Source organism: Sorangiineae bacterium MSr11367 (assembly GCA_037157805.1).
GTDB lineage: Bacteria > Myxococcota_A > Polyangia > Polyangiales > Polyangiaceae > Pendulispora > Pendulispora rubella.
The window spans coordinates 11,111,885-11,133,158 of sequence record CP089983.1 but is presented as its reverse complement, the minus strand read 5'-3'; the positions used below and the strand labels follow the sequence as shown (position 1 = coordinate 11,133,158).

General features: G+C 66.5%; 20 protein-coding genes. 8 read left to right on the top strand and 12 right to left on the bottom strand.

Features of this window, described 5'->3' with window-relative positions:
- The first annotated feature begins 4 nt into the window (after positions 1–4).
- The gene (locus LVJ94_43225; protein WXB03706.1) at positions 5–898 is read left to right on the top strand and encodes a LysR family transcriptional regulator; all 894 of its coding nucleotides are present in this window, start codon (positions 5–7) and stop codon (positions 896–898) included.
- Here the strand turns inward: LVJ94_43225 and LVJ94_43220 are convergent.
- Positions 870–1,970, bottom strand: a complete 1,101-nt coding sequence (locus LVJ94_43220) for a quinone-dependent dihydroorotate dehydrogenase (protein ID WXB03705.1) — start codon at positions 1,968–1,970, stop codon at positions 870–872. The two genes, LVJ94_43225 and LVJ94_43220, sit on opposite strands and share 29 nt — an antisense overlap.
- A gap of 175 nt (positions 1,971–2,145) precedes the next feature.
- Here LVJ94_43220 and ald point away from each other — a divergent pair, with 175 nt between their 5' ends.
- Both ald and LVJ94_43210 read left to right on the top strand, forming a co-directional pair.
- Positions 2,146–3,264, top strand: coding sequence for an alanine dehydrogenase (ald, locus tag LVJ94_43215; protein ID WXB03704.1), 1,119 nt, complete (start codon positions 2,146–2,148; stop codon positions 3,262–3,264).
- Positions 3,261–4,004, top strand: coding sequence for an HAD-IA family hydrolase (locus LVJ94_43210; GenBank protein WXB03703.1), 744 nt, complete (start codon positions 3,261–3,263; stop codon positions 4,002–4,004). Before ald ends, LVJ94_43210 begins: the two co-directional genes overlap by 4 nt.
- Here LVJ94_43210 and LVJ94_43205 read toward each other — a convergent pair.
- Together LVJ94_43205 and LVJ94_43200 are read right to left on the bottom strand one after the other, a co-directional pair.
- On the bottom strand, positions 4,001–5,512 hold the full coding sequence (locus tag LVJ94_43205; GenBank protein ID WXB03702.1) for an amidohydrolase family protein: 1,512 nt from the start codon (positions 5,510–5,512) through the stop codon (positions 4,001–4,003). The two genes, LVJ94_43210 and LVJ94_43205, sit on opposite strands and share 4 nt — an antisense overlap.
- A gap of 82 nt (positions 5,513–5,594) precedes the next feature.
- The gene (locus LVJ94_43200) at positions 5,595–6,671 is read right to left on the bottom strand and encodes an AraC family transcriptional regulator (GenBank protein WXB03701.1); all 1,077 of its coding nucleotides are present in this window, start codon (positions 6,669–6,671) and stop codon (positions 5,595–5,597) included.
- 245 nt (positions 6,672–6,916) lie between these two features.
- Between LVJ94_43200 and LVJ94_43195 the strand changes: the two genes are divergently transcribed.
- Positions 6,917–7,777, top strand: coding sequence for a hypothetical protein (locus LVJ94_43195; GenBank protein WXB03700.1), 861 nt, complete (start codon positions 6,917–6,919; stop codon positions 7,775–7,777).
- A 47-nt stretch (positions 7,778–7,824) separates the two neighbouring features.
- Complete coding sequence (locus LVJ94_43190; GenBank protein WXB03699.1) at positions 7,825–8,334, top strand: hypothetical protein; 510 nt, start codon at positions 7,825–7,827, stop codon at positions 8,332–8,334.
- A gap of 251 nt (positions 8,335–8,585) precedes the next feature.
- Here LVJ94_43190 and LVJ94_43185 read toward each other — a convergent pair whose 3' ends face one another.
- The 8 genes from LVJ94_43185 to ada all read right to left on the bottom strand — a co-directional run bounded on the left by LVJ94_43185 (position 8,586) and on the right by ada (position 16,452).
- Positions 8,586–9,650: a galactose mutarotase gene (locus LVJ94_43185; GenBank protein ID WXB03698.1), complete on the bottom strand. Its 1,065-nt coding sequence runs from the start codon at positions 9,648–9,650 to the stop codon at positions 8,586–8,588.
- Positions 9,650–10,519, bottom strand: a complete 870-nt coding sequence (locus LVJ94_43180; protein WXB03697.1) for an S-methyl-5'-thioadenosine phosphorylase — start codon at positions 10,517–10,519, stop codon at positions 9,650–9,652. Before LVJ94_43180 ends, LVJ94_43185 begins: the two co-directional genes overlap by 1 nt.
- Positions 10,516–11,313 (bottom strand): HAD-IA family hydrolase, encoded by a 798-nt coding sequence (locus tag LVJ94_43175; GenBank protein ID WXB03696.1) that lies wholly within the window; start codon positions 11,311–11,313, stop codon positions 10,516–10,518. The genes LVJ94_43180 and LVJ94_43175 overlap by 4 nt, the downstream gene beginning before the upstream one ends.
- A 57-nt stretch (positions 11,314–11,370) precedes the next feature.
- On the bottom strand, positions 11,371–12,579 hold the full coding sequence (locus LVJ94_43170) for an acyl-CoA dehydrogenase family protein (GenBank protein ID WXB03695.1): 1,209 nt from the start codon (positions 12,577–12,579) through the stop codon (positions 11,371–11,373).
- 12 nt (positions 12,580–12,591) lie between these two features.
- The gene (locus tag LVJ94_43165) at positions 12,592–13,941 is read right to left on the bottom strand and encodes an acyl-CoA dehydrogenase family protein (protein WXB03694.1); all 1,350 of its coding nucleotides are present in this window, start codon (positions 13,939–13,941) and stop codon (positions 12,592–12,594) included.
- 4 nt (positions 13,942–13,945) lie between these two features.
- Positions 13,946–14,557, bottom strand: a complete 612-nt coding sequence (locus LVJ94_43160; protein WXB03693.1) for a TetR/AcrR family transcriptional regulator — start codon at positions 14,555–14,557, stop codon at positions 13,946–13,948.
- Positions 14,558–14,650: 93 nt separating this feature from the next.
- Complete coding sequence (locus LVJ94_43155; protein WXB03692.1) at positions 14,651–15,352, bottom strand: 2OG-Fe(II) oxygenase; 702 nt, start codon at positions 15,350–15,352, stop codon at positions 14,651–14,653.
- Positions 15,349–16,452 (bottom strand): bifunctional DNA-binding transcriptional regulator/O6-methylguanine-DNA methyltransferase Ada, encoded by a 1,104-nt coding sequence (gene ada, locus LVJ94_43150; protein WXB03691.1) that lies wholly within the window; start codon positions 16,450–16,452, stop codon positions 15,349–15,351. The genes LVJ94_43155 and ada overlap by 4 nt, the downstream gene beginning before the upstream one ends.
- Before the next feature lie 115 nt (positions 16,453–16,567).
- Between ada and LVJ94_43145 the strand changes: the two genes are divergently transcribed.
- Genes LVJ94_43145 through LVJ94_43135 form a run of 3 tightly spaced genes read left to right on the top strand, consistent with a single transcriptional unit; the run spans position 16,568 to position 20,081 of the window.
- On the top strand, positions 16,568–17,368 hold the full coding sequence (locus LVJ94_43145; protein ID WXB03690.1) for a hypothetical protein: 801 nt from the start codon (positions 16,568–16,570) through the stop codon (positions 17,366–17,368).
- A 4-nt stretch (positions 17,369–17,372) separates the two neighbouring features.
- On the top strand, positions 17,373–18,170 hold the full coding sequence (locus LVJ94_43140; GenBank protein ID WXB03689.1) for a phytanoyl-CoA dioxygenase family protein: 798 nt from the start codon (positions 17,373–17,375) through the stop codon (positions 18,168–18,170).
- 60 nt (positions 18,171–18,230) lie between these two features.
- Complete coding sequence (locus LVJ94_43135) at positions 18,231–20,081, top strand: sigma 54-interacting transcriptional regulator (protein WXB03688.1); 1,851 nt, start codon at positions 18,231–18,233, stop codon at positions 20,079–20,081.
- Here the strand turns inward: LVJ94_43135 and ssuD are convergent.
- Complete coding sequence (ssuD, locus tag LVJ94_43130; protein ID WXB03687.1) at positions 20,008–21,189, bottom strand: FMNH2-dependent alkanesulfonate monooxygenase; 1,182 nt, start codon at positions 21,187–21,189, stop codon at positions 20,008–20,010. The two genes, LVJ94_43135 and ssuD, sit on opposite strands and share 74 nt — an antisense overlap.
- Positions 21,190–21,274: the final 85 nt, after the last annotated feature.

Genomic DNA, 21,274 nt, shown 5'->3' with positions numbered 1-21,274 from the left:
GACAATGCTGGACCTGAATCAGGCGCTGGCCTTCGTCATGGTCGTGCGCCATGGCAGCTTCGCGGGAGCGGCGCGCGCGCTGGAGATCCCTCGCTCCACGGTGAGCGCGCGCATCGGCGCGTTGGAGACGCATCTCGGTGTGCGGCTTTTGCGGCGCACCACGCGGAAGGTGGCGCTCACGGACGCGGGGCGCGCGTACCATGCGACGGTCGCGGAGGCGGTGGAGACGCTGCTCGCGGCGGACGCCGGCGGCGGGGAGCGTCGTTTCTCGGGGTCGATCCGGCTGACGGCGCCGGCCGAGTACCCGCACGAGATCTTGAGCCGCGCCATCTTGGCCTTCCATGCGCGCCATCCGCGCGTGCGCTTCGACGTGCTGCTCACGAACCGGGTCGTGGACTTCGTGGCCGACAACGTCGACCTGGCGATCCGCGGTGGCGATCCAGGTAGCGCCGGACGCGTGGCGAGCAAGCTGGGCGACGTGCCCTTCGGGCTGTTCGCCAGCCCGCGCTACCTCCAGGCGCGCGGCAGGCCCGAGCGGCACGCGGATCTCGGGTCGCACGATGTGCTGCCCTTTATCGGCAAGGATGGGCGGCGCGTGCTGGGGCTGCCTTTGGTGAAGGCGCTGAAGGAGCGGTCGGCGCTGGTCAGCTCGGACAGCATGACCTTGCTCAAACGGCTAGCCCTCGACGGTGCGGGCATCGCCATTTTGCCGGTGCACCTTTGCGCTGCCGAGATGCAGGGCGGTGCGTTGGTGCATCTACTGCCCGAATGGTGGGGCGCGGAAATCGCGCCGGCGTACCTCGTTTATCCGTCGCGGCGCGACATCAGCCCGCGGGTGCGCGCCTTTGCGCAATGCCTCAAGGAGGTCGTCACGTCGATGGCCACGACGCCCGCGTGAACTCCGCCAGCGATGTGGCGCCGGCCTGCGTGACCGCGTCGGCGAGGCCGCGCGCGATGGAGCGCACGACCCCCGGACCTCGGTAGATGAAGCCGGTATAGAGCTGCACGAGGTTTGCGCCCGCGCGCATCATCGCCAGTGCGTGCTCGGTCGAGTCGATGCCCCCGACGCCGATGACCGTGCGCGCGGGGCCCAGTCGCGCGCGAACACGTCGGACGATCTCCAGGGCGCGTGCCCGAACAGGCGGCCCACTGAGGCCCCCGGCGCCGATCGCCTCGACGGTGGCGGCGTCCGTGGCGAGGCCCGTGCGGGCAATGGTCGTGTTGGTCGCGACCACGCCGTCGAGCTCGCATTCGCCGGCGACGGCCAGCAGCGCTTCCAGCTCGTCGTCGCTCAGATCGGGCGCGATTTTGACGAGCAGCGGCACGCGCGCACCCGCCTTGTTTTCCGCGGCCAATGCGCCCAACAAGGTGCGCGCGAGTTCCTGGCCCTGCATGGCGCGAAGACCGGCGGTGTTCGGCGACGACACGTTCACCACGACGAAGTTCGCCTTTCCGCGGGCGGCGCGGAAGCTCGCCAGGTAATCCGCCACGACCCCCTCCACGGGATCCAGCGGCACCACGCGCGACTTGCCGATGGAGATGCCGATGGGCACGGGGATCGCGGGGCGCACACGCTCGATGTGCGCGGTGACGGGATCCGCACCGTCGTTGGGGAAGCCGAGCCGGTTGATGAGCGCCTGGTCGCGCGGCAACCGAAACAGGTTTGGCGTGGGATTCGGCGCCTGCGCGTGCGCGGTGACCGTGCCAAGCTCCAGGTGCCCGAAGCCCAGCGCCGCGAGCGCACGAGCCCGCCGCGCATTCTTGTCGAAGCCCCCCGCGAGCCCCACGGGGTTCGCGAAATCGAGCCCCATCGTGCGCGTCGCGAGCTCGGGCCGATGGACGCCGAACATCGCCCGCGTGAGCCCTCGAAACAGGGCGACGTGCTCGACGGGGGCAAGCGCGGCCATGGCGAAGGCGTGAGCCTGGGAGGGCGGGAGTGTGAACAGAAGCGGACGAACGAGGGAGTACACGAGTAGGGTTTTCCCGAGCCAAAGATCGGAGGGGTACGCGGCGCGTTGCCGTGACTAGCACGGGTAACGCGTTGCTTCATGCATTGGCGTCTCGCCGACGCATCGAATTTCGAATACTGTCCGCGCCGCCGCTCTTAAGACCGAAAGACTTGGCCGCGGCAAAAGGAGTTTTCCCGTGATTGTTGGCGTCCCGAAAGAGATTAAGACCCGCGAGTATCGAGTTGGCATGACCCCCGCTGGTGTCCGCATGCTCACCACGCACGGTCACAAAGTCCTCATCGAAAAAGGGGCGGGGGAGGGGAGCGGCATCAAGGATTCCGAGTATGTCGCGCAAGGCGCAACCATCGTTCCGACGGCGGCGGACGCGTGGAGTGCGGAGATGGTCGTCAAGGTCAAGGAGCCGCTCCCCGCGGAGTACGGCTTCTTCCGTGAAGGGCTGGTTCTCTACACGTACCTCCACCTGGCCCCCGAGCCGGAGCTGACGCGCCAGCTGGTGAAGTCGAAGGTGACGGGCGTCGCCTACGAGACCATCGAGCTCGCCGACGGTTCGCTGCCGCTGCTCCGCCCGATGAGCGAAGTGGCCGGTCGCATGGCCGTGCAGGTCGGTGCGATGTGCCTCCAGAAGGAGCACGGCGGCAAGGGCGTTCTCCTCGGCGGCGTGCCGGGTACGCGCCGCGGCCGCGTGGTCATCCTCGGCGGCGGCGTCGTCGGTCAGAATGCCGCGACGATCGCCATCGGCATGGGCGCGCAGGTCACCGTGCTCGACGTTCGCGCCCACACGATGGCGTACCTCGAGGACGTGTTTGGCGGCGCGATCGAGACCCTGTACTCGAACCCGACGAACATCGAAGAAGCGGTCACCCGCGCGGACCTCGTGGTGGGCGCCGTGCTGGTCACGGGCGCGGCCGCGCCGAAGCTGGTGAGCGAGCAGCTCATTGGCCGCATGACGCCGGGCTCGGTCGTCGTTGACGTCGCCGTCGATCAAGGCGGCTGCATCGAGACGTGCCGTCCGACGACGCACGACAACCCGACCTACGAAGTGCACGGTGTCGTCCACTACTGCGTGGCGAACATGCCGGGCGCGGTGGCGCAGACGAGCACGTGGGCGCTGACCAACACGACGTCGTCGTACGCCGTGAAGATCGCCGACAAGGGCCTCGTCGCCGCCGTTCGCGAAGATCCGGCGCTGGCCAAGGGCATCAACACGTACCAGGGTCACGTGACCTGCGAGCCGGTCGCGCAAGCGCACAAGCTCGAGTACACGCCGCTGTCGAAGCTTCTCTCGATCACGTGATCGATCGCGCCCTCGTCGAGCGCGTCGATCTTCTGTGCCTCGACGCTGGCAACACGGTCGTTTTTCTCGACCATGCCCGCATCGCGCGATTCTTGGAATCGCGCGGTGTGGAGGTCGAGCTTTCCGAGCTGGTGAAGGCGGAGGGCTCGGCCAAGCGAGGGCTCGCCGGCGATGGATCGGGCGAGGTCGTCGCGTTCGAGTGGGCCCACCAGGGTGAACCCGGCGGCGCCGAGTGGGGCAAGGTGATGGGTACCATCCTGGCCCTCGGTGGCCGCATCCCCCGCGTGCGCGTGCCCGAGCTTCTCGCTGCGCTCTGGGCGGAGCATCTGCGCTTCAATTTGTACTCGCGCGTGCCGGAGGGCCTTCCCGCCGCCGTTTCGCGACTTCGTGCGGCCGGCGTGAAGGTGGCCATCATCAGCAATTCGGAAGGGCGGCTTGCCGCGCTGTTCGAGGAGCTGGGCATCCTCGCCTGTTTCGACCGGGTCGTCGACAGCGGCGTCGTGGGCGTGGCCAAGCCCGATCCGCGCATCTTCACCTTCGCGACGGAGGCCTTCGGCATCTCACCGGATCGCGCCCTGCATCTCGGCGACACCTTCGCCACCGACGTGGCCGGCGCCCGCGCGGCCGGCATCCGCACCGCGCTCCTCGATCCGTTCCTGCACTACCCCGGCCTATACCCCGACGTCCCGCGTGTCGACAGCGTCGAGCAGGTCGCCGACGCCATCGTCGACCTCCGTTAAGGCCCTTCGTGCTCCTGAGGACTCGTTCCTGCGTCTGCCGGCGCATGAACCCGAGCCTCCACGTCGGCCAAGATCTTCTGACGCTCCTCGTGGGAAATGAGCCGCCCGCGCACGACCACCGCGTCGATGCTTCGGGTATTGCGGATGTCGTCGAGCGGATTCGCATCGAGCACGACGAAGTCGGCCACCTTGCCTGCGGTGACGGTTCCCATTGAATCCGACAGGCCGAACGCCCGCGCCGGATTGACCGTCGCCGTTTGCAGCGCGGCCATAGGCGTCAGCCCCGCTTGGACCAGCAGCTCCAGCTCGTCGTGCAATCCGAAGCCGGCGATGCAGTATGGATTCACCACGTCGGTGCCGGCGAGGAGCCCGACCCCCGCGCGATGCATGGCGCCGGTGAGGCGAAGCTGAAGCTCGTAGAGCTCCTTGGCCTCCGCCACGCCCTGTTCGCCGTGCGACGCCCGAAAATTGGCGATGAAGCCTTCCCAAAATGCCAGCAAGCGCGGAGGGACGTAGCGCAGGCCATTCGCATCCCCCACCTTCCCATCCAAGAGCCCCGTCGCGCGAAGCACGGTCAACGTGGGCGTTTGCCAGGTGCCGTTGTCTTTCAGCTGCTGGAACAACGCCGAGGCTTTGCTCTCGTCATAAGAGCGCGCGGCCAGCAGGGTTGCCGCCTCGCGGCGGCGAAGAAACGCGGCCCTTTCCGCCGGCGTGGGGCTCGCAAGCTTGCTCCAATCCTCGAGGGCGGCGGCCAGCAGTCCACGTGCGTCCGCTTCCCGGCTCGACGTTGCCTCGGGTATGCCATAGAGGTGTTCGGCGGTGCGCAGTCCCGCAGCCGAAGCCGTTCCCGCCGGTACCAGATCAGGAATATGTCCGGCGACGGGAAGTCCCAACTTGGAGGCTTCGTCGCTGATGGCCGAGTAGTTTGCTGGTGTCAGAAAGGAGTAAACCTTGATGAAATCGGCGCCCTCGCTCTTCGCCTGCCGAACGGCGGTGCGAGCCTCCGCCTCGTTCGATATGCCCACGGAGCCTGTGTGGAAGACGGGCACTCCATCGAAGATCGGGCTGGCGATGAGCGAGCGGGGGCCCAATCGTTTGCCCGCATCGATCTCCGAGCGCCAGACATGCATCTCGGGGAAGCCCCACATGTAGCGCACGCCCGTGACGCCCATGGCAATGTAAAGTTGGACGTCGGCATCGTTGTTCAGGGCGTGAACGTGAGAGTCCCACAGCCCCGCCATGACGAACCGTCCGTGGCCATCCACGACGGTGCCATCCGACGTCGGTGGTCGACCATCGCTGGGCACGATGTCGACGATGCGCTGCGCCGAAATGACGATGGTCATTCCTGCACGGGGCGCCGCTCCGGTGCCGTCGAGCACCGTCACGTTGGTGAGGTACCACCTGGTTTCGGAACTGGAACCATTCCCTGCGCTCGGCTGGCTGGACACGCAGCCCATTCCCAGGATCACGGCGGCGGCTCGGAAGAATACGGATCGGATACTCACGCCCCATTCGATAGCACTGCCCGCGCCCCAGGAATCATGGCATCGGCCCAAAGAACATTGCGCGACGACGGCCAATGCACGTTCAGCCTCGGTGCCGAGGCTTCAACGCGCGGGGCAGAAATCCGTAGTGCCGTTTGAACGCAAGGCTGAAGTTGGCCGGATAAGAATAGCCGACGGCATAGGCGATTTCGCTGATCGAATGCTCCCCCGCGCGCAACATGGTGGAGGCTCGGCGCATCCGCACGTCCAGCACGAAGGCATAGATCGTGGTGCCGGTGAGATGCCTGAAGGCTTGCTTCAATTGCGTTCCGCTCATCCCCACACGGCGCGCGAGTGCGCGAATCGATGGCGGTTTGCCGTAATGAAGCGCGAGGTGTTCACAAGCATCGGCCACGGCTTGGCGATCCCGCGCGCTGAATTCGAGTACAGCTCCTTCTCGAAATTCGGCATCTCTCGCCTCGCTGGTCACGCGTGTGAGAATTTCGAGGCATTTGGCCCGTAAAAAGTTGCGCTGGTATCCCCCCGAGAACAGGTGGCGGGACTCGAACACCTCGCGCGCCGTCTCGAGCATAGCCGGGCTCAAAGGGCCCACGTCACGCGCAATCTCCGACTCCATTCCCATCAGCGGTTTCGCCAGGAAGCTCGGGAGTTCGTCCATGGACAAGCCCAAGGTTTCGGAAATGGCCTCGGGAAAGAAATGGAGGACGATGAATTTCGTCGGAGCGCCGGCATCGATGAAGTAGCCCGAATCGACACCGCATGGATGGTACGAATTGAACATCCCCGGACCGGTGACGATGGGATTTCCGTCGGCGTCGAGCAACTTACCCGAGCATACGAGGCGGACCTTGAACACATTCTCGCCCTGTACGGGAGTCCAATGGGGAGCCCTGTACGTACAATCCGTGATGGACAACATGACGTACGGTGCGGGGTGGAAAAAGTCCCAGTAGCCATCTCCTTCCTGAGTTCCCAAGGGCTGGCGCAGACCCATGGGAATGGGCGAGCCATGCACGTCCTTGGTCGCGCCGTGCCCGAAGAGATGGTGGATGGCGACGACGGTATTCGCGACGAGGTTCTCGGGTGTGAGCAGCAGATCTCGGCCCGCGCTCCCCGGTGCATTTTTCCTCCGTCGAGTGCGGTTCGTTTCGTCCAACACGGTGAGACTATTGCGGTGTTGGGGCGATGGCGCAAGGCGACGTCTTTCGGCGAGATCACAAATGGTCATTTGCGGAATGAAAGCCATTGGCTTGCGGGTTCCGTCGTCTACGGGCGATGCGAATCCTGCAGGACCGAATTGGACGTGTTTCGTTGGCGTTGGCGTGTGGTGTCCACACCGCGGTGCTATTTGCCATTTGGAAAGGCTTCGCATCGTGCCCTGCTGCATTGGAATTGGCCGAACCAATGGAGGTCGGCGAAGCGTTCTTTTTGGACTTGGAACCCGGCGCGATTCCACTCCCCGGCGCCACGTCCGGAACCGAGGTAACGCACGCCGCGTCGCCTGCGCGTCGAATTGCACCCGAGCGCGGTGCACCGCACGAGAACGAGGCGCGTAGCCTCGTGGCGCCTGCGGGGGAGGCGTGGACCTTCTCACCCTTCGACGAGCCATCCCGTGTCGTGACGGGTTTCGCGTTGGATCGCGGCGCGAGAATCGACGTTCCCGCCGACGAGCGTCCGTCGACGACGGGAGGTCTGGTCGAGGCCCTCGATCAGCAAGACGTGAAACTCGGAATGGGCCGCGGCGGCCCCGTCAAACTGGCCATCGAGGCCGCGGCACGCACCACGGACGCCCCCATCGTGGGAACGGCGACGTTCGACGTCGTGGTGGAGTCGTCCGGCGGGCTCCACGTTCAATTGCTCTCTGCGAGCACGGATTTTCAGGGTTGGACCCGGTTGGTGGACGCCATTCGCGCGCACCTCGCCCGCAAGCAGGTGCGCATTCCTTCCGGCGCCAAGGGGTTGCGCGTCGCGGTCGAAGTCGAGGCGCGCGAGCAATACCCGGACGGCGTGTCGCCCACCGCCCTCGGCAACGAGGTGGGGGTCTCGCTGAAGGGGGTTACCGCGAGCCACCGCAACAAAGTGTGCGAAATGCACCCGGCCGTGAAGGGCGACCGCGTCGATATGGATTCCCATTCTGGCAGCGCGGCGTTGGCGTCCGCGAACATTGTGAAGCTCATGGTCGAGGGCACGTGCAGCGTGGAGAACATCGGTGCTCGTGCCACCCGCGTCGTATCCTCGCGGATCCTTCGCGAGACGCGCCTCTAGAGTCTCCAACGGAATAGAAGCGGGGATCCCGATGCTACATTCGCCACATGGAGTCTGCTTATCGAGACGACGCGCCCTCCTTGCGCGCACGATGCGCGCGCCTCGAAGGCGACAATGCGAGGCTCGAACGCCGAATCGCCAAGCTCCTGGCCGAACGGCGTCGGTGGTTCTGGTACGCGTTTCGTCGGACCGTTGCCATCGCATGGCCGGTGGCGCTCGTGGTCGTTGTTTGTGGCATCGCGGTGCTCGAGTGCGAGCGACAATTTGGCCATGCGCAACGCGTGTCGACGCGCTCGATTGCGGCCAAGGCGCGGCAGGCGGCGCAGCTCTGGCGCACGACGGCGAGCGACGCGTGCCCTAGCGTGGAACAGCTGAAAGCCGATCGTCAACTCGATTCGAGCACCCGGTATATCGATGAGTGGGGAACGACGTTGCGCATCCAATGCGACGACGACGAAACCATCGTGATCAGCGCGGGGGCGGACGGGAAATTCGGAACCCCGGACGATGTCCAAGTCCCAATGGACGAGTATCGTGCACCCGGATCCTCGCGATAACGCGCCGATGTTGCGCGCACGGTGTGAACGTCTCGAGCGCGAGCACGTGGCGCTCGAACGCCGCGTCTCCGAGCTCATGGCGGGACGGCACCGTTGGCGCTGGCGCGCGTTTCGTCAAACCCCCGCGATCGCGGGGGCGTTGGCGCTAGTGGGTCTTCTTACCGTGCTTGTGTTGCTAGGGATCGGGCAGCTCTATTCCTACGCAAGACGGCCAAACATTCGGATCCCTGACAATCCGTGAGTTGCAGCCACTAGTCGGACACGCCGAATTGGTAAATCGTGCGGCTCGTGAACGGCGTGCCTGGGCGCAGCACGCTCGAGGGAAACGCGGGCTGGTTCGGGGAGTCGGGGAAGTGCTGCGTCTCCAGGCAGAGGCCATCGGTCTGGCGGTAGACCGAGCCGCTCGGGCCCACGAGGGTCGCATCGAAGACGTTGCCGGTGAAGAACTCGACACCGGGCTCCGTGGTGTACGTGTCGAGCACGATGCCCGTCTTCGGGCTTCGCACCCGCGCCGCGTGGATCGGTTGATCGGCGGGCGTACCGGCGGGCTTCTTGAGGAAGTAACAGTGGTCGTAGCCCATGCCGCGCACGAGTTGCTCGTGCCCTTGGCGGATGCGCGCGCCGATGGGCGTGGCCTGGCGGAAATCGAGCGGCGTACCCGTCACGTCTTGGAGCTCGCCTAGGGGGATCTGGTTGCGATGCACCGGCGCGAAGCTGTCGGCGAAGATGACCAGCTCGTGATCGAGGATGTCGCCCGTGCCCTCGCCGGACAAATTGAAGTACGCGTGGTTCGTGAGGTTGACCACCGTGGGCTTGTCCGTGGTGGCGAAGTAATCGATGCACAGCTCGTTTTTCGCGGTGAGCGTGTACGTCACGCGCACGTCGAGGGTGCCGGGGAAGCCCTCGTCGCCGTCCGGGCTCGTATGCCCGAGAACCAGGCGCGCCCTCGAAGCGTCGAACTCGACCTCGCGCCAGGTGTAGCGATCGAACCCGCGCTTGCCGCCGTGGAGCGTATTCCCATTGTTGTTGATCGGCAGCTTGTACACCGTGCCGTCCAAGGTGAACCTGCCGCCCGCGATGCGGTTGGCAAAGCGCCCCATCACCGCGCCCAGCGCCGGGTGCGGTCCGAGATACGGCGCGAGAGACGAAAAGCCGAGCACCACGTTGCGCTTCGTGCCCGTGCGATCGGGCACGTGCGCCGCCGTGATGGTGGCGCCGTAGCCGATGACGTCGACCGAGACGCCCGCATCGTTGGACAGCACGTAACGATGGACGTCCTCTCCATCGGGCCCCTTACCGAAAAGCTCTCGTCCCATCAGTTTTTCCCCTTCCCAAGAAAGCGCCCGCACACGGCATCCAGCTTGCTCACCAGCGCCGGATCGTACATCTCCGGTGCGGTCATCACCGCCCCTTCCAGCGCCGTGTGGCAACCGCGATCGCACGTGCCCACGCCCGCGAGGGCCGGCACGACATTGCGCAGCAGGTTCTGCGCGTGGGTCACGTTGCCGGCCATCACCTCGGCCACCGCGTGCGCGGTCACCGCGCCGTGGGCCGTGTGCCAGCAGTCGTAATCGGTGACCATGGCCACGGTGCAGAAGCACATCTCCGCCTCGCGCGCGAGCTTCGCCTCCGGCATGGCCGTCATGCCGATGACCGAGCAACCCCACGAGCGGTACAACTCCGACTCGGCCCGCGTCGAAAACTGCGGACCCTCCATGACGATGTACGTGCCGCCGCGGCTCACCGGAATCCGCTGCGACTTCGCGGCCTCCGTGGTGGCGTCGCCCATGCGCCCGCAGACCGGCTCCGCCAGCGAGACGTGCCCGGTGAAGCCCGGGCCAAAGAAGGACTTTACGCGCGCAAAGGTGCGGTCGATGAATTGATCCACCACGACGAGCGTGCCCGGCGGAAGCTCCTCACGAAGGCTGCCCACCGCCGTGAGCGAGAGGATCTGCGTGCACCCTGCGCGCTTGAGAACGTCGATGTTGGCGCGCACGTTGATGTCCGTCGGCGGGATGCGGTGCCCGCGACCATGGCGCGGCAGGAACACGACGTCGTGCCCGGCCAAGCGCCCGAACAGCAGCGCATCGGAAGGGGCCCCGAACGGGGAAGTTACGTTCTCCCATCGCGCATCCGCGATGTCGTCCATCCGATACAGCCCACTGCCGCCGATGACACCGATCATCCGCCATTTTGTACTGACGTTTCGCGGACCTGTCGATAGCCGCTGGCGGCCGCGCGCAACTCGGCCCAGAGCACGGGATCCTCGAAGTCCGTCACCGCGTAGGCGGCCCCCGCATCGCGCAACGCTTGGTCCGACAGCGACGAGCGGATACCCACCGTCCGGATGCCCGCGGCCGTGGCGGCACGCACGCCCGAGCGCGAGTCCTCAAAGGCCAGCGCCGTGTCGGCGGAGACGCCCAGCTCCTTCAAGCCCGTGAGGTACGGCAACGGGTGCGGCTTGGTGTGCGCGAGCTCCTCGGCGATGACCATCGTCTCGAAGTACTGCGCGATGCCCAGCACCTCGAGCATCAGGCCGGCATTTTCACGCGGCGCATTGGTGACGAGGCCGCAACGGATCGCTTGCGACTTGGCCCAATCGAGCAGTGTGAGGAGGCCTCGGGTGGGCTGGAGGATGGATCCCGTTACGGCTGCCGTTACGGCTCCCCCGGCGGCTCCCCCCCGCCCGTGCTTCGGGTTCTGGCCGATTCCCCCCCCGGAGGGGGGGGTTGCCACCATTTCGCGAAAGATCGCTTCCTTGCGCCCGGCAAAGCCCACGTGCTCCGCGTACGTGTGCTGGGGCATCAACCGGGCAAAGATGTCGCGGACACCACCGCCCATGACGTGCTTCTGGTAATACGCGAGATCGATTTCTGGCCCGCCGCACTCGCCCAACATCGCGCAAAAGGCCTGAAAATGCAGAGGATCCGTATCGACCAGGGTCCCATCGAGATCGAACAGCAACGTGGGCTTCGACATGTCGCGTCAAGACGTAGGCGGCGCCGTGAACTTTTTCAAGCAGGCGCCACCTCGGACTCAACGAAGTTCTGCGCTCGATTTGCCGAGCAGCCGGCGCGCGATGATGAGCATCTGGATCTGCTGGGTGCCCTCGAAGATGTCGAGAATCTTCGAATCGCGCGCCCACTTTTCCAAAAGCTCCCCTTCGCCGTAACCCACGCTGCCGCACCATTCGACGCAGCGGAGCGTGATCTCGTTGGCCACGCGGGCGGCTTTGGCCTTCGCCATGCTGGCCTCCAGCGAATTGGGGATGCCGTTGTCGGCCATCCAGGCGGCCTTCATCGTGAGCAGGCGCGCGGCTTCGAGCTCGGCCTCCAGGCGATGCAGCTCGGATTCGACGGCGTTGGCGTTGGGGCCGGGGCGCTCGTCGCGCCCGACGACGTTGCTGCGCGCGAGGATCTCCTTGGTGCGATCCAGTGCGGCGCGGGCCACGCCGACGGCCATGGCGGCGACGATGGGGCGCGTGTTGTCGAACGTCTTCATGACGCCCGCGAACGACTTCTTCGTATCGATCTCGGGGCTGCCCAGGATGTTCTCTTTGGGGATGCGGCAGTCGTCGAACACGATGGTGGCGGTGTCCGAGGCGCGGATGCCCAGCTTTTTGTCGAGCCGCACGACCTTCATGCCCGGCGCGCCCTTGGGCACCAAGAACGACTTGATCGCCGCGCGTCCGATCGATGCATCGAGCGTGGCCCACACCACGACAGCGTCGGCGCGCTCGCCGCAGGTGACGAAGATCTTCTCGCCCTGAAGGACCCACTCGTCGCCGTCGAGGCGCGCGGTGGTGCGGATGGCGGCGGAGTCGGAGCCGGCGCTCGGCTCGGTGATGGCCATGGCCACCCAGGCTTTGCCGAAGCGCTCCTTTTGCTCCGGCGTGCCAACGGCGGCCACCGCCGCGTTGCCCAAGCCTTGCCGCGGGATGGTGAGCGCCAGCCCGACGTCGCCCCAACAGAGCTCCATCATGCCGAGGACGCCGATCATGTTGCCGCCGTTCTTCGTGGTGGCGGAGGGATCGCGTGCGCCGTCGTCGCGGTTCAAGTTGCTCGCGGAGGCGCGACCGCCGCCCTCGTTCATGCCGTCGAGGAGCGCGGCGAGCATGTCGAGCTCCTTGGGGTACGCATGCTCGGCGGTGTCGTACTTGCGCGAGATGGGGCGGAAGACGTTTTCGGCGACGAGGCGCGCCTGCTCGACGATGGGGCGGAGTTTTTTCGGGATTTCCAGGTTCATGTTCGCGTTCCCTCAGACCGAAAGTGCGCCTTCGACGATGGCGATGGCCCGCAGATCGCGGTACCAGCGCTCGACGGGGTGTTCCTTGACGAAGCCGTGCCCGCCGAGCAGCTGCACGCCGTCCGTGCCGATTTTCATGCCTTTGGTCGCACACTGCGTGCGCGCCAAGGCGGCCTCGCGGGCGACGCCGGTGCCGCGCTCGGCCAAGCTGGCCGCGCGATGCACGAGCAGGCGCATGCCCTCGAGTTCGATGGCCATGTCGGCAATGAGAAATGCGACCGATTGACGGTGCGACACGGGCTCGCCGAACGCTTGTCGGTCGTTGCAGTACGGGATGACGTAATCGAGGATGGCCTGCCCCGTGCCGACGGCCATCGCGCCCCAGGCGATGCGCGCGCGATCGACCAAGGTGCCGATGTCGAAGCTTCCGCCATCACCGCCGAGCAAGGCGCTCGAGGGAACGCGTGCGCCGTCGAGGCGAAGGCGCCCGAGCCCCGCAGCGCGAAGCCCCATGCCGGGCTCGCGTGTGACGGTGAGGCCTTGTGTGGCGCGATCCACGAGGAACACCTGCGGTCCGCGGCCGCGCACGTCGGCGACCACGGCGAACAGGGTGGCGCTTTCGGCAAGCGGCACCAGCGATTTTTCCCCGTGGAGGACCCACCCGCCATCGTTCGAGCGAACGGCGCCGGTGCGCGGCTGCATCGGGTCGAAGAGGGGGCGCGGCTCGAGCAGCGCCAGGGAGGCGTGCACGAAGGCTTCGCCCTTGAGGAAGGGTGCGAGGTGGATCTCCTGCTGCTCGGCGGTGCCCCAATCGACGAGGGCATTGACCACGGCGAGCGGGGCGAGGATGGCCAGGGCGAGGCCCATGTCGCCGCGCGCCAGCTGCTCGGCGATGAGCGCACCCGCCACGTGCGAACGCGATTCGGCCATGCCGCCCAGCGCTTCCGGGATGGCCAGCTGCGCCAGGCCCAGGGCGTGCGCCTGTTCGAAGATGGCATCGGGCGTGTTCGTCGCTTCGTCGGCGGCGTGGGCGGCCGGGCGCAGCACCTCGTCGGCGAAGCGCCGCATCGTGTCGCGCATCAAGGTTTGCTCTTCGGTCGGCGTCGGATCGAAGAGCGCGGAGCCGGCCGACGGCTTCAAGCGCGCCGCAGGCTTTTTCCCGATCTGCGAGATGGCGTTCGCCGCCGTGGTGGCCGCGCGCATGCCCGTCTTGGCACCGTGGTAGAGGATTTTCGTCGCGGGCCCGCGCAGGCGAAGCTTCTCTGCGATTTCCGCCCCGCCGAAGTGCGTGAGCAGCCGCAGAGGGCCGCGCGCCACGCGCTCGAAGGTCGACGATTTTCTACGTGTCGTTGCAGCCGCCATCGTCTCAGCCTTTCTCATGCAGCGCACGCAGCGCCGTGAAGGTCACTCCACCCAGGACATCGAGCGCGGCATCGGCATCGTGCACGCGACCGTCGAGCACCGCTTCGAGCAGGCCCATGGTCGATGCCACGATGATTTCCGCGTAGCATTGCGCCACCGCCGGCTCGGGCGCGAGCCCGTAAAGGTGAAAGCTCTCTTTGAGCTCCACCCGCGCGCGATCGAGCAGGCGCCGAAAGCTTCGGCCCAGCGGGGACGTGTCGTCCGAGCGGTGGCGAAGGAAGATGCGCGTGAGCTCGGGCTCCGAGAGAAACGCCGTGCCCATGGCCCGGAACGCGCGCCGCACCGAGCCCGCGACGTCGGCCGGGTCGAGTTTCGCGTGTTGCCGTTTCAATTTCTCGAGGACGCGGCCCCCGATTTCGGCCGCGGCCACCTCGAGCACCTCGTCCCGATCGGCGAAGTGCGCGTAGAAGCTCGATTGCTTGATGCCCGCCGCCTTGGCGATCCGCCCCGTGGTGGCCGCCGCCACGCCCTTTTCGCGCAGCAGATCGATCGTCCCGTTGACGAGGCGCTTTCGCGTCAGCTCGTTGCTCTCTTTGCGGGTGATCGCGAGCACCATCCAACACAACGATAGCCTATCGTTGAAATGGTGCAATGAGATAAAATTGAGCTAAAATTTAGCCCATAAATCGAGATAGCTTATCGAGACGTACTACGTTGCGTCGTGAAAAATGACCCCGACGGTGTAGCGCTCGCCGGTGCGCAAACGGCTGACCCCGTGGCGCATGTTCACACGGTAGATGCCGCGCGTGCCCTGCACTGGGCGGTGGTGCACGGGAAAGATTACGCCCTCGCCGCGCGCGAGCGGAACGACTTCGGCGCGCGACTGCATGCGCGGGCGCTGCTCCGTGAGGACGAATTCTCCGCCCTGGAAGTCGACCCCGGGCCGTGACAACAGAAACGCGACCTGCAACGGAAAGACGTGCTCGCCGTACAGATCCTGGTGCAGGCAATTGTAGTCGCCAGGGCCGTAGCGAAGGATCAGCGGCGTCGGTCGCGTCTGTTCGCTGGCGTGGCACCGCGCGAGGAACTCCGCGTGCTCGCGCGGGTAGCGCACGTCGAGGCCCATCGCCTCGTTCCAACGGTTCGCGATATCCGAGAGCCGGGGATAGAAGGCCCCTCGCAGCTCGGCCAGGGTGGCCACCAGCGGATAGGAAAAATATTTGTACTCACCCCGGCCGAAGCCGTGCCGCGCCATCACGACCCGGCTGCGAAAGAGCTCGTCCCGTGCGTAGGTGCCCGCGAGCGCCTCGCACTCCTTCTCGGTCAGGAACACGCCGGTGGTGGCGTAGCCTTGCGTGTCCAACTCCTTCGCGATGTTCGACCAATCCAGCGCGGCGACGCGCTCCTTCACGAGGGCGCCCCCTCGCGCTCCACGCCCTCCCGTTCGACCCCCTCCCGCGAGAGAAGGGCGCGTTTGCGTTCGACCCCCCACCGGTAGCCCGACAGCGATCCGTCCATGCGCACCACGCGGTGGCACGGGATGGCCACTGCCAGGCTGTTCGACGCGCACGCGCGTGCCACCGCCCGCACCGCCTTGGGCTGCCCGATGCGCGCTGCAACGTCCGCGTAGCTGAGCGTCGAGCCCGCGGGGATGCCACGCAAGGCTTGCCACACGCGCTTTTGGAAGGCGCTCCCGCGCACGTCGAGCGGCAGATCCAGGCTTTGCTCCGGCGCCTCGACCAGGCCCACGACCCGCGCCACGAGTTCTTCGAACGCGGCATCGCCGCCCACGAGCTGCGCTTTGGGGAACCGGTCTTGGACCTCGCGCACCAACTCGTCCGGATTGTTGCCGAGCAAGATGGCGCATACGCCCTTGTCGGTGGCCGCCACGAGGATCGAACCGAGCCAACATTCGCCCACCGCGAATCGAATGGAGGTGCCGTGCCCGCCTTTGCGAAAGGCCGTGGGCGTCATGCCGAGCATCTGGGACGAGGCGGCGTAGAATCGTCCGTTCGATTGGAAGCCTGATTCGTAGATGGCTTGCGTCACCGTGGCGGCACGACCGAGCTCGTCTTGGACCCGGCCGGCGCGGTGGGCCTCGGCATAGGCCTTGGGTGTGACGCCCGTCACCTGCTTGAACACGCGGTGGAAGTGAAAACGGCTCATCTCGGCGGCCTCGGCGAGGGCATCGAGGCTGGGCATTTCGTCGGATTCCTCGATCAACCGGCAAGCCTTCGCCACGGCGGCGGCCCGGCGTGCGTCGAGTGCGGCCTCGTCCGGCCGGCACCGCTTGCAAGCACGGAATCCCTCCCGCTCGGCCTCGGCGCGGGTCGCGTGGAACGCCACATTTTCGCGACGTGCCAAGCGTGAGGCGCACGAGGGCCTGCAATAGATGCCCGTGGTCCGGACGGAATAGAAGAATGCACCGTCCGCCGTGCGGTCGCGCCGCACCACGGCTTGCCAGCGTGCATCGTCGTTCGGGGTGGTCGACACCATGGAAATCGTAATCATGCTCGAACCGTAAGGTTCGCGCCCAGCGGCAACACTCCGGCCCTTGCTCTGGAATTCGATTGCTGCGAATCGCGCCGCATTGGCGTGGCGTCCCAAGAAGAGTACGCTCTCGACGATGGCGAATTTCAACAACCAGGGCGGTGGCGGCTCTCCTCCTTACGGGCAGCCCCCGTATCCTCCTCCGCAGCAGGGACAGCCTCAGGGCACGCCGGAGGCGGGGCCCGGCGCCGGTTACGGCCAGCCGCCGGCGCAACAGGGGTACGCTCCGCAACCAGCGCCTGGAGCCGGTTACGGTCAGCCGCCGCCCCAACAGCAGCAGGGTTACGGTCAGCCCCAGCAGCAGGGGTACGGCCAGCCGCCGCCCCAACAGCAGGGGTACGGTCAACCGGCGCCGCAGCAAGGATATCCGCAACAAGGGTATCCGCAGCAGCAGCAAGGGTATCCGCAACAGGGATATCCGCAGCAGCAGCAAGGATATCCGCAACAAGGGTATCCGCAGCAGCAGCAAGGGTATCCGCAACAGGGATATCCGCAGCAAGGCTACCCGCAGCAGGGGTATCCCAATCAGACCCAGGATCCTTTGGCCGGGATGGTGAGCGGCCAATTGACCAATCCGTGGATCCCGGGTGCCCTCGTTTCCTTCTTCTTTCCCGGCCTGGGGCATCTGTTTCTACCCCGCCAGGATTTGAAGACCATTGGCATCAAGATCTTCGTGGCGTACCTCGTCATCATGGTGGCCGTGCCCATCCTATTTGGCATTCTGGGCGGCCTCACCGGCGTGTACGCGCTGGGGTACGTCGGTTCGGCGTTCAACCTCTTTCGCCTCATCGTGCACCCGCTGTCGATGCTTCATACCCACGACACGGCCTGCAAATTGAATCCGCAATTGGGCCAGCCGATTCTCTTCAAGAACTGAGGCCATGACCGACATCGCGGAACACCTCGCCCGTATGGACCGCGATGGGTACACGATCGTCGAGAACGCGATCGACCCCTCCTTGGTCGACGCGCTTCTCGCCGATCTCGAGCGCCTCGAACGGGAGCTCCACGCCCAACCGGCGCAGAACCTTTTCGAGGGCACCCGCACGGTGCGCATCTACAACTTGCTCGCGCGCGGGAAGCTCTACGAGGTCGTCCCGGTGCACGAGAAGGTGTTGCCCATCGTCGAGGGGGTGCTCGATCGCGGGTGCCTCGTCTCGTCGCTGTCCTCCATCGCCATTGGGCCGGACGAAACCGCGCAGCCGATCCACTGCGACGACCAGCTGATTCCCCTGGGCAAGCCGCATATCCCCATCATTTGCAACACCATGTGGGCGCTCACGGATTTCACCGAGGACAACGGTGCCACCCGCGTCATTCCCGGCTCGCACACGAGGGACCACTCGCCGGAGTTGGGCACGCCGTATGACGATTCGATCCCCGCGGAAATGAAGCGAGGCAGCGTTCTCGTGTTCAATGGGAGCCTCTGGCACGGCGGCGGGGCGAACCGCACGTCGAGCCGGCGGATCGGCATCGCCATGAATTACTGCGCGGGCTACATCCGGCAGCAAGAAAACCAGCAACTGGGCATCCCGCTGGAGGTGGCGCGCGGCTTTTCGCCGCGGCTGCGCAAGCTCGTGGGGTATGGCATCTACCGCGGGCTCATCGGGCACATCGACAAATGCAGCCCGGTGGACCTTCTCGACGGCACCGGCCCGCGTCGCGCGATGCCGGAGTGAGCGCGTCGTTGGTGTCTGTTATGTTGGACATTTGTTCGTTATAGTGCTACGACCCATGGCGTGACCGCGACGAGCTCGAAGGCCGTGTTCCAGCTTTCGTGCGTCGATTCCCCATCGACGAGGGCGCGGGCCCTCGTGTTCGAGGATCCGCGATCGGTCGAGCTTCTGAAGCGGCTCGAGCGGATGGCCCCGAGCGACATTCCCGTATTGGTGACCGGGGAGACGGGCACCGGCAAGGAGATCGTCGCGCGTTACGTGCACGACGAAAGCGCCCGGGCGCGCGGGCCGTTCGTGGCGGTCAACTGCGGGGCGCTCTCGCCCTCGCTGATGGAAAGTGAGCTCTTTGGGCATGAAAAGGGCTCGTTCACCGGGGCCTTTTCGAGCAAACCGGGCTGGTTCGAGGTGGCCGATGGCGGGACGCTCTTCCTCGACGAAGTGGGCGATCTGCCGCTCTCCGCGCAGGTGAAGCTTCTGCGCGTGCTGCAGGAGCGCGAGGTGGTGCGCATCGGCGCCCGCCGCCCGATTCCCATCGACGTGCGCGTGATTTCCGCGACCAACGCGGACCTGGAAACGGCGGTGGCCCAAGGGCGTTTTCGCGAGGATCTGTACTACCGGCTCAACGTCGCGCACGTGGAGCTTCTGCCGCTCCGCGAGCGAATCGGCGATGTTTGGCCGCTCGCGCGCCATTTCCTCGGGCTGTATGCGAAGCGATACGGCATCGGCCACGCGGAGTTCACCAAGGAGGCGATCGCGCATTTGCGGGCGCACCCCTGGCCGGGCAACATCCGCGAACTCGAAAATGCCGTGCAACGCGCGCTCGCCGTGGCGGTGGATGGGCGGGTGACCGAAGACGATCTGCGGCTGCGTCCGCGCGCGGCGCTGGCGACGCGCGACCCGCGTGACGAGTGCGAGCCGGTGCAGGCCGGGTTGGAGGCGGCGCTGGTGGCGCTCTTCGAGCACCCGGAGCCGGATCTGTATCGGAAGATCGAAGATATGGTGTTTCGCACGGCCTACGCGGTGAGCGAGGGCAATCAACTGGGCACGGCGCGGCTGCTCGGCATCAGCCGGAACGTGGTGCGTGCGCGGTTGATGCAGCAGGGGCTCCTCGCCGGCGCCCCGCGGCGGCTGCGCGTGCGCATCGGATTCCAGGACTTCGGCGTGCTCGCCTCGCTGAAGAGCACGCGCGCGCTGGACGCGGTGCTGGCGGCGCACGGCGCGGAGGTGGATTGGATCGAGTGCGCGACCGGGATGCACGTGGTCGATGCCCTGGCCGATGGATCCATGGATCTGGGCGTCGTGGGTGAGGCGCCCCCGGTGTTCGCGCAAGCGGCGCATGCGCCGGTCGTGTACTTGGCGTCCGAACCGCCGGCGCCCGAGGGCGAGGCCATCGTGGTGCACGCGCGTTCGTCGATGGGGAATCTCGCCGATCTTCGCGGCAAAGCGCTGGCCATGAGCCGCGGGGCCAACGTGGTGTACTTCGTGGTGCGCGCGTTGGAGGAAGCCGGGCTCTCGTGGAGCGATGTGGAGATCCGCACCCTGCCGCCGGGCGATGCCCACGGCGCCTTCGTGCGGCGCGAGGTGGATGCGTGGGCGATTTGGAATCCGTGGCTCACGTCCCTGCAGCGTGAAATGCCCACGCGCGTTCTGCGCGATGCGCGCGGCCTGGCGCCCAATCGGGCGTTTTACATGGGCCGCCGCGCGTTTGCGGATGCTCACCCCGACGTGGTGGATTCGTTCTTGGGCCAGCTAGGCACCGTGGGCGGAAGCGCGGCGCGCATCGACGAGGAGACGATGGAATCGCAACAGTCCATCGCCGATACGTTCCACCGCTTGAAATTCATCGCGCGTCCGGTGCACGTGGGGGACGCTGTGTGGCGTCGAGCGGCTTCGGCGCATAGCGCTGGCCGATGATCTCGCCGAACGGCCCCGTGACGTTGTGATCCACGGCGCCGCTGCGCTTTGCCGCCGCGGACACGGGCAGCAGCGGAAAGAGCAGCTCCGCGACCCGGTACGCTTCTTCGAGGTGCGGGTAGCCGGACAGGATGAAGGTGTCGATGCCCAAGGCCGCGTAGGCGCGCAGCCGGCTTGCGACGGTTTCGGGATCGCCGACCAAGGCCGTTCCCGCGCCGCCACGCACCAGCCCGACGCCGGCCCATAGATTGGGGCTCACCTCCAGCTTGTCGCGCCGTCCGCCGTGAAGCGCCGACATGCGGCGTTGCCCCTCCGATTCGAAGCTGGCAAACGCATTCTGCGCCGCCGCGATGGATGCATCGTCCAGGTGACGAATGAGATCGTCGGCCGCATCCCACGCGGCGCGCTCGGTCTCGCGCACGATGATGTGCACACGCAGCCCGAACCGCACGGTGCGACCGAGCTCCTGGGCCCGGCGCCGCACATCCGCGACCTTGGCCGCGACGGCATCGGGCGGCTCACCCCAGGTGAGGTAGACGTCGACATCGCGCGCGGCAATGGCATGCGCCGGCGGCGACGAGCCCCCGATGTAGAGGGGAGGGTGCGGGCGCTGCAACGGCGGGAACAAGAGCTTCGCCCCGCGCACGCGCAGGTGCTTGCCCTCGTAGTCCACCGTCTCGGTGGCGAGAACCCGCTTGTAGATGGCCAGAAACTCTGCCGTCGCCGCGTAGCGCTCGTCGTGGGAGAGAAAGATGCCGTCGCCCTCGGCCTCGCCAGGATCACCGCCGGTGACGACGTTGAGAAGGAGCCGGCCCTGCGAGAGTCGGTCGAACGTCGATGTCATGCGCGCGGCCGTCGTCGGCGACGTGACCCCGGGCCGCAACGCCACGAGAAAGCGCAGTCGCTCCGTGACGGGAATCATCGTGGCTGCTGCGATCCACGCATCTTGGCAGGAGCGCCCGGTGGGGAGGAGCACCCCGTAATAGCCGAGGGCATCGGCCGCCTGCGCAATCTGCCGCAGGTACGACAAGTCAACGGCGCGCGCACCTTCGGTCGTACCGAGGTATCGCCCATCGCCATGGGTGGGAAGAAACCAGAGGATGTCCATCGCGCGCCCTCATCGCAATCGCCGTGCCCATGCCCATGCCCATGCCCCGTCCCCGTGCCCGTCCCCGAACTGCTTCCCCAGCAGC